General features: G+C 59.7%; 12 protein-coding genes. 5 read left to right on the forward strand and 7 right to left on the reverse strand.

From position 1 onward, the window contains the following. The first annotated feature begins 196 nt into the window (after positions 1-196). The 3 genes from C4J84_RS12565 (at position 197) to C4J84_RS26435 (ending at position 1189) form a co-directional block, all read left to right on the forward strand. Entirely contained in the window at positions 197-742 is a 546-nt protein-coding gene (locus tag C4J84_RS12565; RefSeq protein ID WP_124367040.1) for a hypothetical protein, read from the forward strand. An 85-nt stretch (positions 743-827) separates the two neighbouring features. Further along, positions 828-1043, forward strand: coding sequence for a hypothetical protein (locus tag C4J84_RS12570; RefSeq protein WP_124429603.1), 216 nt, complete (start codon positions 828-830; stop codon positions 1041-1043). Between the two features lie 11 nt (positions 1044-1054). Next, on the forward strand, positions 1055-1189 hold the full coding sequence (locus tag C4J84_RS26435; protein WP_256658857.1) for a hypothetical protein: 135 nt from the start codon (positions 1055-1057) through the stop codon (positions 1187-1189). Positions 1190-1224: 35 nt separating this feature from the next. On the opposite strand, the gene C4J84_RS26440 is transcribed toward C4J84_RS26435, so the two are convergent. The 7 genes from C4J84_RS26440 to C4J84_RS12600 form a co-directional block, all read right to left on the reverse strand. Further along, complete coding sequence (locus C4J84_RS26440) at positions 1225-2955, reverse strand: glycosyltransferase family 32 protein (protein ID WP_256681408.1); 1731 nt, start codon at positions 2953-2955, stop codon at positions 1225-1227. Further along, positions 2928-6197, reverse strand: coding sequence for a hypothetical protein (locus C4J84_RS12575; protein ID WP_256681409.1), 3270 nt, complete (start codon positions 6195-6197; stop codon positions 2928-2930). The genes C4J84_RS26440 and C4J84_RS12575 overlap by 28 nt, the downstream gene beginning before the upstream one ends. 136 nt (positions 6198-6333) lie before the next feature. Further along, entirely contained in the window at positions 6334-7683 is a 1350-nt protein-coding gene (locus C4J84_RS12580) for a sodium:proton antiporter (RefSeq protein WP_124367043.1), read from the reverse strand. A gap of 111 nt (positions 7684-7794) precedes the next feature. Next, entirely contained in the window at positions 7795-9051 is a 1257-nt protein-coding gene (locus C4J84_RS12585) for an EAL domain-containing response regulator (protein WP_124435453.1), read from the reverse strand. A 9-nt stretch (positions 9052-9060) separates the two neighbouring features. After that, complete coding sequence (locus tag C4J84_RS12590) at positions 9061-9444, reverse strand: response regulator (protein WP_124367045.1); 384 nt, start codon at positions 9442-9444, stop codon at positions 9061-9063. Next, positions 9429-10769: a HAMP domain-containing sensor histidine kinase gene (locus tag C4J84_RS12595; protein WP_124362854.1), complete on the reverse strand. Its 1341-nt coding sequence runs from the start codon at positions 10767-10769 to the stop codon at positions 9429-9431. Before C4J84_RS12595 ends, C4J84_RS12590 begins: the two co-directional genes overlap by 16 nt. Before the next feature lie 121 nt (positions 10770-10890). Next, entirely contained in the window at positions 10891-11085 is a 195-nt protein-coding gene (locus tag C4J84_RS12600) for a hypothetical protein (protein WP_124370702.1), read from the reverse strand. On the opposite strand from C4J84_RS12600, the gene C4J84_RS12605 reads away from it, so the two are divergent. Both C4J84_RS12605 and C4J84_RS12610 read left to right on the forward strand, forming a co-directional pair. Continuing rightward, positions 11084-12616, forward strand: a complete 1533-nt coding sequence (locus C4J84_RS12605) for a sugar ABC transporter ATP-binding protein (RefSeq protein WP_124435454.1) — start codon at positions 11084-11086, stop codon at positions 12614-12616. The genes C4J84_RS12600 and C4J84_RS12605 overlap by 2 nt on opposite strands. Next, positions 12609-13592 carry a ribose ABC transporter permease gene (locus tag C4J84_RS12610; protein ID WP_124362856.1) on the forward strand — a complete coding sequence of 328 codons (984 nt, stop codon included), beginning with the start codon at positions 12609-12611 and terminating at the stop codon, positions 13590-13592. The genes C4J84_RS12605 and C4J84_RS12610 overlap by 8 nt, the downstream gene beginning before the upstream one ends. The last annotated feature ends 12 nt before the right edge of the window (positions 13593-13604 follow it).

The following is a 13604-nucleotide window of genomic DNA, read 5'->3' on the forward strand; positions in this document are numbered from 1 at the left end:
TGGGCAGATGAATGGTTTAAGCAAGGCGTGTGCCGGAACCGCTGAGGCACGGTGATTATCCCGTGGCGTGGGCGTTTGCCGCCGCTGGCTGCGAGGCGGCCCTCACCACGGCGCCTCAATTTGGTGCGCGACAAACTTGAACTTCCTCCAGACGCGCTTCTTCTAATAAGCCTTGAAACCTTGTGGAGCCCTCGTCGTGCCCAGAATCATTTCGCCCAACTCCCCGGAAGCGGCGCTGACCGATCACAGCGAGCACAACGCCAAGATCTTCGGTTCGCCCAAGGACCGTCTCGACTTCTATCGTCGCGAGATCCAGTACGAAACCAGCATCCTGGCCAACCGCACCGACGCCTACCTTACCGCCCAGTCATTCCTGGTCATTGCCTTCGTCTCCGGGATGGGCAATCTCAACCCGGAGTGGGGCAAGCTGTTCACCCTGCTGGTGCCGGCCATTCTCGCCGCGCTGGGGATCCTCAGCTCACTCAACGCCTGGCCGGGCATACGCGCCGCCTACGAGATCATCGATCACTGGCACTACAAGCAAAGCGAGCTGCTGCGCAGTGAACCGGTGATGGGCATGGCCTACGATGACTCGCCGTTGTTTTCCGAAATGGAGTCGACCCACAAGGGCTATCGCAAATCGCTGCTGTTTTCCATGCGCGCGCCTTGGTTATTCATGGGGTTCTGGCTGGTATTGGGCATCTATGCCTTCTACATCCAGGTCGACAACCCATTGCACTGAGCAATCGGACTGAACTTCATCCCGTAACGCGGCGCCTTAGCATTACGGGGTACAGATGCCCCACAGGCCTGTAAAGAGGTGTGCCATGACGACTAACAACGATCCTCAAACCAGTAACCGCAACGACCCAGCGATCGACGGTGCCGAGCCAGCCCCCAGCACTGGCGCCGATGCCCCCAAAGACCCAAAGCCGGCAAGCGACCCAGAGGCCAAGGAAAACGACTACAGTCCAGACTTCAAGCCTGAGCCGCTCGAGCCCAAGCCTGAAACCGATGCTGATATCGATACCCAAGGCGGTTAGAGGAGATGGTCATGTCAAAAGAACTGGACGAAGAACTCAACGATCCTGGAAATGAAGACCCAGGCTCGTTGATGGACGATGCCGAAGTGCCGCTCAACGACCTGGATGAAGCGGCGGACGTCGGCAACACCGAGGAGCAGGACTGATCCGTCCGGACGGGTAGAGGTTGAACGAGGGGCGATCAGCCAGTCTTCCAGGAATGGTCGGCCCCTGGTTTCACGTTGAATTTATGGCGAAGTGGGAAATAATGCTCGCGCATTTTACTGATATGAAGGCGCAGCAGCAGGGGCGGCTTAATACCCCGTTCTCGATATAAGTCCAGGGCTCTCTCTTCGTTATTGACGACCGGCCCAGACGAGACCAGTTCTCCGTCCACTACATTCGTATCTTTTGAGAACCCTTCCAGTCCCAGCTCATACATATCGGGTCGTTTTGCCTTGAGTGTGTCGTTGAGCAGGGTAGGGCCCGTCGTTTCGAATAGTTTTTTCCCGTATTCGTCGAGATCAGAGGTAAATGCACCACCGTTGATAGACTGCCGGGCCACCGGGCGGTTGTTCACAAAATAGGGTTTGTTCGCGGCAAAGCGCTTGTGCATTTCAGTGATGACTTCTTTCATCAACGGGTTGCCAGGCTGGGTGGCAAAGTTACTGTTGTTATAGAAAGGTTTGAAGTCGGTGGACCGATGCACAACCGGGTGACCGAGCAGGACATCATTGGCCCCCGCCATCAACGCGCCGGAATCGACGTTGGTCTGGATGAGGTCATCGGTGTCCAGGTAAACCCCACCATGCTTGTGCATGATTTGATAACGCGCGACATCCGAAGTGGCCGCCAGGTTTTTACCTTGTCCTTGACGGAAATAATTGTACATTTCGTCATTTTTCAACTGTGTGTAGAGGGCATCCTCACGAAAGTTCGTGACCGTCACGCCGGGGGCTTTGTCTTTCAGGGTGGTTTTTATCTTTTCAAAAATTTCAGGGGTATCGGCGTCAACATGGATGACTGAGGTGTATCCGGGCGCACGTCGGCTGTTTTTAGCCAGGTTGTCGGCCAAATGGGCGGGGAGGTCCTGGCCGGCCCAAAAATAATGCAAGCTCTGGGGTAAGGGGGTGACCTCTTTCGGGACTTTCGGGATCGCCGAAACATCGACGAACTGGTAGTGATGAGCGTCTGCCTTTTTAGCGCGAAGAAAGTCATTAATGTTGCCTTGCTGCCACGCTCCTTTAGGATTTCGCCAGAAATAGGGAGCGTCCAGGCTTGAAGAGACACCTCGCCAGGCGCCGTGTGTACTGTCAAAGTCGACGGCGTGGTCGACGCCCTTGACGTTGATCCTGAAAGGCGGGGCAGCGTTTTCCACCACCTTGATTCCGTCCATCGGCACGACATACGTGTTATCGCCCAATTGCCATGGTGTATGAAATTCCTTCGCGCCCCCCAGCAGACCGACAGACCTGGAGCGAGGCTCCCACCCGGAAATGCCGAGATCCTTGACCGGTATGTCAGGGCCCTTGCCTGTGGGGTGGAGGATGAATCGCTGGCCGTCCTTGACTTTGGATTCATACAGCGCTCCATCGATCTTCACATATTCCTTTTTACTGCGGCCTTGATACACGTTGCCCTGCAGGCCTTTACTCGAAAGCTCTCGCGGTTCGATGTAGTTGGCTTGATACCCCAACAAATCGGCATCCGCGACCCGTACTTCGCCACTGGCCGCTACCCGACTGGGGGTGAAGTCTTTCAATGGAGGGCCGACAGGTTGTTTTTTCAGCGGGTCGTATTGATGCCAATTGCCCTGAAACATCACAACGTTGCCTTCAACGCTCTTCTGTCCGACCTTGAATGTGCCGGCGGCTGCCAAGCCATGGCGTTGGCTGACGGTCGTTATCACGTCGTTGCTGCCGATCGCGTCCAATCCCCCCGTGGGCCAACACTGAACTGCTCGAGGGACTTGCCATAGGCCTGTTGCGTACGCGGGTCAAACGCAAACCACCTTTGCGTGCCTTCGTCGAATTTGGCCAGGGCAGGAATTTCATTGCCGTTACCGGCCAACCTGTAGGTGCCTTCGGCGATATCGGGCCTTTTGGCCAATTGCAGCAGGTCGACACTGCGGTGGTGATTGCGCAGGTGGTTAATACCCTTATAGCTTGCGTTGACGGCTTTTTTTCCAAGATGCAGGGCACCTCGCGCCAGATCGGCAACCCCGTCCAACGGGTTCAACGCGCCGAGTGCTGCTCGGCCGATGATTCTGACGACCTGACCTGCTTTTGCGAGCGTCGATGCACCCCTCGCCAGGGCGCTCAGGCCTTTGACCGCACCGCCGAAGCCCACCACGAAACCAAAGATATCAATAGCCAGTTCGACGGCACCTTCCTTGATATTACCCGCGATCAAATTCTCGATGCTTGACTTGAAGGGAATCAGGCCCACCACGATTGCTTCAATGGTCTTATGCAGGGGGACTTGGGTATCAAAGGTTGCCGCCCCTCGGGCGTAACGCTCTACCTCGGGCAAGTTCATGTCCGCAAACAGCGTGTCGATGATGTATTGGGTACTGGCGCTGTTGAAACTGTCAGGCGCACCGTGCCCGGCTGTTTTCCCGTCGGGCAGTGCTGGCGGTTGCGAACCCTCAGGTTTGACGGTGTCGTACCTTTGGCCTAATTGAGGAATAGTGCCATTTCTAGGTGGGTATTCGACGTAAGTCTGATCGGGCCGCCGAGTCACGGTGCCCTTGATCCGATCAATCGCGTAGGTCATTTTCTTGCCGTTGCGCTCGGTGTCGAACAGCAGTACGCCTTCTTCCACGACCCGGGGATGATCGTCTCGGTAATACCTGATGAGCTTGCGAACGGGCAGTTTGATGAACGCCAGGTTCTCGCGGTCTTCCAGCGGAAGTTTGGCGATCATCTGTTTGAACTGTGCGGACTTGATTTTCTTCAAGGCGCTTGAGAACTCAGCGTATTGCGGCTCGAACAGCTCTCTGGGGCGTGGCAGGGTTTTCAGCGTTTGAGTCACCTTGTCAAGGTCGAACTCTTTTGATGAGGATACCCAGGCTGCTGGCCGTGAATCTGGTCGCTCCTCGTTTTCCCTGGATACGAAAAGATTTTTGAAGTTGCGTGCTTCTTCCGACCAGAACTCCTCCCGGTTGGGCGTCCAGAAAAGCGGTCGGCCATCGATGTAGGCGTCAAGTATCGAGTAAGGCCCGGGGAACCGTTTATGGGGAGGGTCTATGGTGATGCATTTTTTCTCGAACAGTCTGGGGTCCATGGCCGGCAGCGCTTTTTTTAACTGCGCCAGTGCTATTTCTTTGGTCGTTGGCAGGTTGCCGAGTGATGTTTCGCTAGCCTCCCTCAGTTCGTTGATCATCGCACTGAACGTTTTGCGCACTTCGCTCATTACAAGGGGGGTGAGCGGCGGTTTTCTCCCGTTGGCGATGGCCCAATCCTTGAGCGCGTCATTCTGGGCGGCATATTCAATGTGGCGCTCTTGTTCACTGATCGGTGCGATGCTGGTTTCAAGCATGACTTGCGCAAAGGTCATGCCTGCCGTCGAGCCTGGCGCTTTTGCTTCGATGCGCGAAACAGCGGTGGCGAAACTGACCCAAGCGTGAGTGCCGATGGTTACCTCCTTCGGAATATCCTTGATCAGGAATTCCGGCGCTCTGCTGGTCAGCAAAAGGTGTGCTTGAATGGCGGCGGTTTCGGGGGACGAAGCCCTGTCGCTGGCGAGCAGATGATCGGTCAATGCCTTGACGACTGTTGAGGCGGTTTTGTTGGTGTTTTCAGCGCTGACCAGTCGATAGCCTTCAATGGTCAGTCCATCGCCGTTCTCTGTGTTTTTCTCCAGGCCCATGGCGGCGAGCAACCAATCGCTGGCGCTGCCCTTGATTTCGCGCGCTTCGAATGCAGCCTGAATCGCCTCTCCCAGGGCCTTGCTTTTAGGGGCTTCGATCAAGGTATCGATCAACTTGCGTGGATCGTTGAGGTCGGCAGCCGTGACCCTCCTGCCGTCGAGCAGATATTCCAGGACATTCTTGAAGGGGCTCACATTGATGTTGCCGAACTTGCCTGCGCCGATGTCTGCCTTGAGCTGCTGCTGGCTTTGCGTATCAAGCGGCACGGGCCACGCCAGCGCCCCGCCCAGGTTGCCATTGGGGGGCGAGTAGGGAGGCAGTGTGGAAAGTGCTGTGGTCAGGTTTTCCAGCTCGTTGTGATTGCTGGGGATGTCCAAGCCATGATCCCGCAGATAGTCAAACACACTGATGGTGTTCGCTGGTTGATGGTCGGCGGCGGGGTAGGTGGAGGGATAGGTGGAGGGATAGGTGTTATGAGCAGGCAGGGAGAGTTTCTTGCGCTTCAACTGGTTTTCAAGATCATCGGGGTGTTCGAAGCCGTCCTTGGGCAAGGGCGACAGCTCCTTTAGTTCGAAGACGACCTGATTGCGGATGAGGATATCGCCCACTAACGCTTGCTGGTGCAGGAGCGCGTCCTCGCTGCGGGATTCAATCAAGCCAGCGTCGGTGCCAGCATCAAGGGTCTTGAAGCTTGAGTTGCGCAGAATGCCGTGCGCCTGTGTACGCAGGTCACTCGCCGTCAGCGCCGGCGGCTGTTCCTGGTAAAAACGCGCGATTATCGATCCCGGAATTTGCACATCCTGAAGAACCTCCTGAGGCATGAAGGCTGTATCAGGATACCCGGCGCAGATAACCTGTGCGGCGTGAAGGATAGGCCCACGGATAGCGGCCCATTGCCGGTCTTCTGAACCAACCGTGTGCAGTTTCTGTTGGGGGTCAAGGTGGCGCTTGAGCTTGAAGGAAACTTGCCCTGACTGCGTGTTGAGTATCAGCGACGAAACGTCGATCCCTTTGTCTTGAGCCCACTGAACAACGTCGGGTAACTGAAGGGTGTTTTTCAACTGCTCGCGCCACTGGCCGAAGGTGGAGTGTGGGTCAATCGCGTTGATACGCACATCCGTACCGGCCTTGGCCGCGCGTAGCATTGCAAACCCATACTCGTTGGCCAACTCGCGATCGCCCGCGACACGCGACTTATCAGCTGTTTCCAGCGAGGGGGTTTCACGTTTGGGGCGAGAGAGGGGCTCGGATGGGATGTCCGTGCGCGGGACGTACGAAGCGATGCGGCTCAAAGTGGGAGTCATGTGTGCTGTCATCTCAGGGGGCAGGATGGTTCCAAGGCGTAGATTTGCTTGGTTTACCCCTGAGTAACTCTCGAACTTCATCGGTTCCAGCGTTTGTCAATACAGAGTTATCCGCTTATTTCCAATCGGCGTCTCTTCATTTTCCCATCGCTTGGCTGCGACGCTCGTACCACGCCAGCATCGGCTGGGTGCTCAGGCCATGCACGACAATGCTCAAGGCGATCACCGACACCGTGAGGTCCACGGCTACCGCGCTGCTGGTGCCGATCAGGCCGTGATTGAGGGCATAGAACAGGTAGAAGATACTGCCGATCCCGCGAATGCCGAACCAGCCCATCAAGCCGCGTTGGCGAAGGTCGATCAGGCGCCCCCAGGGCATCGCCAGTACGCTCAGCGGCCTGATCACGCAGAACAACAACGCCGCTATCGGCAGGGCGCGCCAGTCCCAATGGCTGGCCAGCACGATCCCCAGCACCGTCACCAGAAACACTTCCATCGAACGCTCCACCAGCCCGCCGAACGCCAGCATGTCGCCCATCATGACCCCGGCGGCAATTTGCGTGTCTTCCAGCGCGCTGACATCGCCGTGCAAGGCTTTTTCCGGCGCCACTTCAAGATGCCCGACCACGGGGCGGGCCAGGTGCTCGGACGGTGTCTGCGCTTTGCCGCTGGATTTGAATTCGGCCTGGCGCAACCCCAGCCCGGCAGCGAACACCGCCAGGAAGCCATAGCCACCCACGGCTTGCGCCGCCACGTAGGCCAAGGCAATCAGGGCCAGGGTCAGGTAATCGTTGGGCGACAGGGTGCTGTCGGCATTGGCGATGCGCATGCGCAAGGTCACACGCCCGATGCCCCGGCCCATCCAATAGCCAATCAACAAGCCGGCCGGCACCGCCCACAGCAGATTCTTCAGTACCCAGCCACCCAGCCAGTCACCGTCGAAGCCGCCGTGCTGCATGAACAGCAGCGCAAAAATCACAAAGGGAAAGGCCGTGCCATCGTTCAGCCCGGCTTCACCGGACAAGCCGAAACGCAACGGGTCATCGTCCTGGGCATTGTTGACCTGGACCAGGCCGGCCAGCACCGGGTCAGTCGGTGCGAGCATCGCGCCGACCAGCAATGACGCGCCCCATGACAACCCCAACAGATAGTGCAACGCCAGGCACACGCCGAGGATGGTCAACAGCATCACCGGCCCGGCCATGCCGAAGGCGATACGCCAGGTGCGATGCTTGAGGGGCAGGCGCAGTTTCAAGCCGCTGACAAACAGTGAAAACAGCACCGCGACTTCGGTCAGGTGCTCCATCCAGCGGGCCGAGCCCTTGATGTCCAGGTGCAGCAGGTCCGCACCCAGTGGGCCGATGGCGACCCCCAGCAACAGGCACACCGCCGAGGTGGTCACCGGCATCCAGCGCAGATAGGAGGAGGTGAGGGCCAATATCAGCAAAATAGCCCCGAGTACGGCCATCCATAAAATAAACGTCATCAAGCGTGCATCCGGCCGTGGTCTATGCAGGTTGGAGAGGCATGGCCGGATACAGGTTCAATGTGGTTTGACGCAGGCTAGCCGCAGTATCAAGAGCGCCGGAGTCCTCGGTCAATGCGCGGGTGCCAGGCGCTCCAGCAGCAGGCGCTCCAGGGTGGAAGCCGGCAACGGTCGGCTGAACAGGTAGCCCTGGATCTGGTCACACCCGGCCTCCTTCAAAAACGCCAGCTGATCCTGGGTTTCCACGCCTTCGGCCACCACCCGCAGGTTCAGGCTGTGGGCCAGTTCGATGATGGTGCGGGTGATGGCCGCATCCTGTGGGTTGGTCGTGACTTCGCGGATGAAGGCGATGTCGATCTTCAAGGTGTCGATGGGAAAACGGCGCAGATACGCCAGGCTTGAATAGCCGGTGCCGAAGTCATCGATGGAGATTTTCACGCCCATGGCGCGCAGGCGCTGCAGGCTGGCGATAGTGCGTTGGGTGTTCTCCATCAGCGAGCTTTCGGTCAGTTCGACCTCCAGGTAATGGGCCTGAACCCCGGTCCTGGCCAGGGTATGGGCGATATCGGCAATCAGGTCGCCTTCGATCAATTGATGGCCCGAGACATTCACCGACACTTCCACAGCGCCGATGACGCCGCGTTGCCAGGTCGCGATCTGTCGGCACACGCTGTCGATCACCCAGCGCCCGACAATCACGATCAAGCCCATGCTTTCCAGTATGGGAATGAACACCGCCGGAGACACTGGCCCATAGCCTGGGCGCTCCCAGCGCAGCAAGGCTTCCAGGGCGCATATCTGGCCACCGGCCAACTCGATCTTGGGCTGGTAGTGCAGGGTGAAATCCTGTTGCTCAACCGCCAGGCGCAAGTCTTTTTCCAGGTCCTGGCGCGCCAGGTCGTGCACGCTCATGCCGGTGGTCTGATCGGTTTGCCGCTGCAGTTGCTGCTCGAGCAACAGGCTATGGTTTTTCAGCTGGTCGCCACGGGCCTTGAGCCGCAGCAGGTTGCGCACCCGCAGCCATAACTCGACGCGCTCCACCGGCTTGCTGAGGAACTCCTCGGCGCCGGTTTCCAGGCCACTGACGCGGGCGCTGGACTCGCTCAGGGCCGAGAGCATGATGATCGGGATGCTGGCCGTGGTTTCATCACCCTTCAAGTGGCTGGCCACTTCGTAGCCGTCCATGCCCGGCATCATGATGTCCAGCAGGATCAGGTCCGGCGGCTGTTGCGCCACCAACAGCAGGGCTTCTTCACCGCTGGCGGCGCTCAGGGTCTGGTAGCCCTCATGCTGCAGCAGGGTTTCCAGCAGCTTGCGAACCTGGGGTTCGTCGTCAACGATCAACAGCGTGGCGGGTTGGCTGGCCATGGAGAGGGCTCATGTGAGGGGGTTGATAGTCTTTTGCAGCAAGCTGTCGATCACCTGGTACAGCTCTTTGTAGCGCAGCGGCTTGATGATGTAGGCATCGCAACCGGCCAGACGGGTTTTTTCGCGGTCTTCCTTCATCGCCATCGCGGTCAGGGCGATCACCGGGATATGGGCGGTGATGGGGTCTTGCTTGAGCAGGGACGTGGCGGCCAGGCCGTCCATGCCCGGCAGTTGGATGTCCATCAGGATCAGGGCCGGTTGTTTTTCCCGGGCCAGGGTCAGGCCGATTTCGGCATCGGCGGCCCACAGCACCGTGTGCCCGGCGTTGATCAGCAGCAGGCGGGCCAGGCGCATGTTGGCCTCGTTGTCTTCGACGATCAGGATGTTGGCCATGACGCCTCCGGGGCACGATGCAATGGCAGCCACACTACGAAGCGCGCGCCCAGGCCCACGCGACTGGCCACAGCGACGCTGCCGCCGTGCAGGTCGGTCAGTTGCTTGACCATCGCCAGCCCCAGGCCCGTGCCTTCAAACTTGCGCGCCAGGCTGCTGTCGATCTGGCTGAAGGCCTTGAACAGCTTGCTCATGTCGTCTTCGGCGATACCGATGCCGGCGTCGCTCACGCTCAGTTCCAGAAACCGCTGGTGCGCGCTGGGTTGCAGGGCGAAGCCATGGGCCGGCCAATCCCCCGGCACCTGGCCGACCTGGGCGCGGCTGACTTCGCGCACCGCCAGGGTCACGCGGCCGCCGTGTTCACTGAACTTCACCGCATTGGCCAGCAGGTTGTAGATGATCTGCTTGGTCTTGCGCAGGTCCAGCGCCAGCACGCCGAAATCCGTCGCGCATTCCAGTTTCAACTCGATGCGCTGCAGCGCGGCCTTTTCCCGCACGATCAGCAAGCTGTTGGCCAGCAACCCGTCGAGCGCCACGGCTTCCAGCTCCAGGTCCATCATCCCGGCCTCGACCTTGGACAGGTCGAGAATGTCGTTGATCAACGACAGCAAGTGCTGCCCGCTGGTGAAAATATCGCCGATGTATTCGCGCTGCACCTCGCTCATATCGCCCACCAGGCCATCCTTGAGCGCCTCGGAAAAGCCGATCACCGCGTTCAGCGGCGTGCGCAACTCGTGGGACATGGTCGCAAGGAACTCGGACTTCATGTGGCTGGCATGCTCCAGCTCCAGGTTCTTTTCTTCCAGCGCGCGCTCGAAGCCTTTGCGTTCGGCTTCCTCCTGCTTGCGTGCGGTGTTGTCGGTACCGATCAGCAGGTAGCCAATGATGGTGTCATGGCGGTTGCGCAAGGCGGTCACCGAGACCATGGCCGACAGGCGACTGCCATCCTTGCGGATATAGGTCAGTTCATAAATGTCTTCGATGCCACGGGAAGCCTTGAACACCAGGGCTTCGAAACCCGGTGTGATCGGCGTGTCGAGTTCCAGGCTGAGGGCAGCGGCGCGGGTGATCAGTTCAGCAGGGTCGGAGATGTCGGCGGGGGTGATGCGGTTGAGCACATCGGCAGCGGCGTAACCGAGCATGCGTTCGGCGCCGACGTTGAAAATCTGGATCACGCCTTTTTCGTCAGTGGCGATGCTGGAGAAATACGCGCTGTTGAAGATCGCATCCTGCAGCGCACCGGTCTTGAGCAAGGTTTTCTGGCGTTTGAACTCAACGATCTTTTCAGCGCGTGATTGGGGCGGGTCGGGTAGAGGGGTGTCCATTGCCAAGCATTCCGTGAACTTCAGGCCTGCCATCGGCAAAACACGATGGCGTGGAGCATGCTCATTGACGATCGCGCGAACGCGACGCGCAGGAGATGCGTTCCTGGGACAATAGCAGAAATCATGGCGTTTTGATGGCTACGCCATCCATTTGACGCGTAAAAGCCGGCGCGGCAAGGCTTCGCGTATTTTTGGCTGGGTGAAACGTTTCATCAAGCAAATAAATGCGCACGCAAGCGCTTGCGTAAGCAAATGTATCTGGACTAGAGTCGGCACCACTCGACAACAAAAACAATAAATCCAGGAGCTCATCCATGAGCCTTGAACCCTTGCTTGAGATGCAGGGCATCAGCAAAACCTTCAACGGTTTGCGCGTGCTCAAAAGCGTCGGCCTGAAGGTCTACCCCGGGGAAATCCACGCCTTGATGGGGGAGAACGGCGCCGGCAAATCCACGCTGATGAAAATCCTCTCCGGCGCCTATCAGGCCGACCCCGGCGGCGAAATCCGCATCGATGGCCAGCCCGTCGCCACCTTCACGCCCGCTACCGCAAAAGCCCTCGGCATCGCCGTGATCTACCAGGAATTGAGCCTGTGCCCGAACCTGAGCGTGGCCGAGAACATCTACCTGGGCCGCGAGCTGCGGCGTGGCTGGACCATCGACCGCAAGGGCATGCAGGACGGTTGCGTCGAGGTGCTGCAGCGCCTGGGCGCCGAGTTCAAACCCTCGACGCCGGTCAGCAGCCTGTCGATTGCCGAGCGTCAACTGGTGGAAATCGCCCGCGCCCTGCATGCCCACGCCCGGATCCTGGTGATGGACGAGCCGACCACGCCGCTGTCCTCCCGCGAGACCGACCGCCTGTTTGCGCTGATCAAACAACTGCGCGGCCAGGGCTTGGCGATCATCTACATCAGCCACCGCATGGCCGAGATCTACGAGTTGTCGGACCGTGTGTCGGTGCTGCGCGACGGCCAGTACATCGGCGAATTGACCCGCGATGCGTTGTCGGCCGAAGTGCTGGTGAAAATGATGGTCGGCCGCGATCTTTCCGGCTTCTACAAGAAAGAACACGCTGCCTATAACCCTGGCAACGTGGTGATGCGCGTGCGTGACATGGCCGACGGCAAACGCGTGCGCCAGTGCAGCTTCGACCTGCATGCCGGCGAAGTGCTGGGCATCGCCGGGCTGGTCGGGGCAGGGCGCACGGAGCTGGCGCGGCTGATCTTCGCCGCCGACCCACGCACCAGCGGCACCCTCGAAGTGGTCGGCAAGCACGTCACCCAATTGCGCACCCCGGCCGATGCGATCCGCGCCGGCGTGGTGTACCTCACCGAGGACCGCAAGGCCCAGGGCCTGTTCCTCGACATGAGCGTGGCCGACAACATCAATGTGTGCGCCTGTGTGCCGGATGCCCATGCCGGCGGTGTGCTGGATCGCAGCCATGGCGCACAGCGCGCCAACGACGCGATCAAGGCGCTGTCGATCCGCGTGGCGTCGGGCAAGGTCAATGTGGGCGCGCTGTCCGGTGGCAACCAGCAAAAGGTGTTGCTGGCGCGGCTGCTGGAGGTCAAGCCCCATGTGCTCATCCTGGATGAGCCCACCCGTGGCGTGGACATCGGCTCCAAATCCGAGATCTACCGCATCATCAATCAATTGGCCCAGGCGGGTGTCGGCATCGTGGTGATCTCCAGCGAGCTGCCGGAAATCATCGGCACCTGCGACCGTGTGCTGGTCATGCGCGAAGGCCAGTTGGTGGCTGAAGTCGGCGGGGCCTCCGGTCACGTCATCTCCCAGGAACGTATTATCGACCTCGCCACCGGTGGCGATCAGGTGGTGGTCAATGGCTGAATCGAATATCGCAACACCAACGACGGGCAAGGCTGAACGCGTACGCGAGCTGATGCGCACGGTGGGCATGTTGCCGGTGCTGGTGCTGCTGCTGGTGGGCTTTGCCCTGGCCAGCGAAAACTTCCTGACGATGCAGAACCTGTCGATCATCACGCAGCAGGCCTCGGTGAATGTGGTGTTGGCGGCCGGCATGACGTTCGTGATTCTGACGGCGGGTATCGACCTGTCCGTCGGCGCGATCCTCGCGGCGTCGGCGGTGGTCGCCCTGCAGGCGTCGATGTCGCCGCAGTTCGGCATGTTCGGGATTGCCGCCGGTATCGGCTTCGGGCTGTTGCTGGGCCTGGTCAACGGCGGGTTGATCGCGTTCATGCGCCTGCCGCCGTTTATCGTCACCCTCGGCGCGCTGACCGCCATGCGCGGCCTGGCGCGCTTGCTGGCCGATGACAAGACGGTGTTCAACCCGGACTTGCCGTTTGCCTTTATCGGCAACGACTCGATCCTCGGCGTGCCGTGGCTGGTGGTCATCGCCGTGGCCGTGGTAGCGCTGTCGTGGTTCATTCTGCGCCGCACGGTGATGGGCGTGCAGATCTACTCGGTGGGCGGCAACCCGGAAGCCGCGCGGCTGTCGGGGATCAAGGTGTGGAAAGTGCTGCTGTTCGTCTACGCCATGTCCGGCGCCCTGGCCGGGCTTGGCGCGGTGATGAGCGCCTCGCGCCTGTTCGCCGCCAATGGCCTGCAGTTGGGCCAGTCCTACGAGCTGGATGCGATCGCGGCGGTGATCCTCGGCGGCACCAGTTTCACCGGCGGCGTCGGCACCATCGGCGGCACGCTGATCGGCGCACTGATCATCGCGGTGCTCACCAATGGCCTGGTGCTGCTGGGGGTATCGGATATCTGGCAGTACATCATCAAGGGCATCGTGATCATCGGCGCGGTGGCGCTGGATCGCTATCGCCAGTCCGGCGCCCGAACCTGAGTTCACTCCTAC

Source organism: Pseudomonas sp. R11-23-07 (assembly GCF_003852295.1).
Classification (GTDB): Bacteria; Pseudomonadota; Gammaproteobacteria; order Pseudomonadales; family Pseudomonadaceae; genus Aquipseudomonas.

Bases quoted from the DNA above. Each gene is read 5' to 3' on its own strand.
- C4J84_RS12570 (WP_124429603.1), top strand. From the start codon at position 828: ATGACGACTAACAACGATCCTCAAACCAGTAACCGCAACGACCCAGCG.
- C4J84_RS26435 (WP_256658857.1), top strand. From the start codon at position 1,055: ATGTCAAAAGAACTGGACGAAGAACTCAACGATCCTGGAAATGAAGAC.
- C4J84_RS12575 (WP_256681409.1), bottom strand. From the start codon at position 6,197: ATGACTCCCACTTTGAGCCGCATCGCTTCGTACGTCCCGCGCACGGAC.
- C4J84_RS12580 (WP_124367043.1), bottom strand. From the start codon at position 7,683: ATGACGTTTATTTTATGGATGGCCGTACTCGGGGCTATTTTGCTGATA.
- C4J84_RS12585 (WP_124435453.1), bottom strand. From the start codon at position 9,051: ATGGCCAGCCAACCCGCCACGCTGTTGATCGTTGACGACGAACCCCAG.
- C4J84_RS12590 (WP_124367045.1), bottom strand. From the start codon at position 9,444: ATGGCCAACATCCTGATCGTCGAAGACAACGAGGCCAACATGCGCCTG.
- C4J84_RS12595 (WP_124362854.1), bottom strand. From the start codon at position 10,769: ATGGACACCCCTCTACCCGACCCGCCCCAATCACGCGCTGAAAAGATC.
- C4J84_RS12605 (WP_124435454.1), top strand. From the start codon at position 11,084: ATGAGCCTTGAACCCTTGCTTGAGATGCAGGGCATCAGCAAAACCTTC.
- C4J84_RS12600 (WP_124370702.1), bottom strand. From the start codon at position 11,085: ATGGATGAGCTCCTGGATTTATTGTTTTTGTTGTCGAGTGGTGCCGAC.
- C4J84_RS12610 (WP_124362856.1), top strand. From the start codon at position 12,609: ATGGCTGAATCGAATATCGCAACACCAACGACGGGCAAGGCTGAACGC.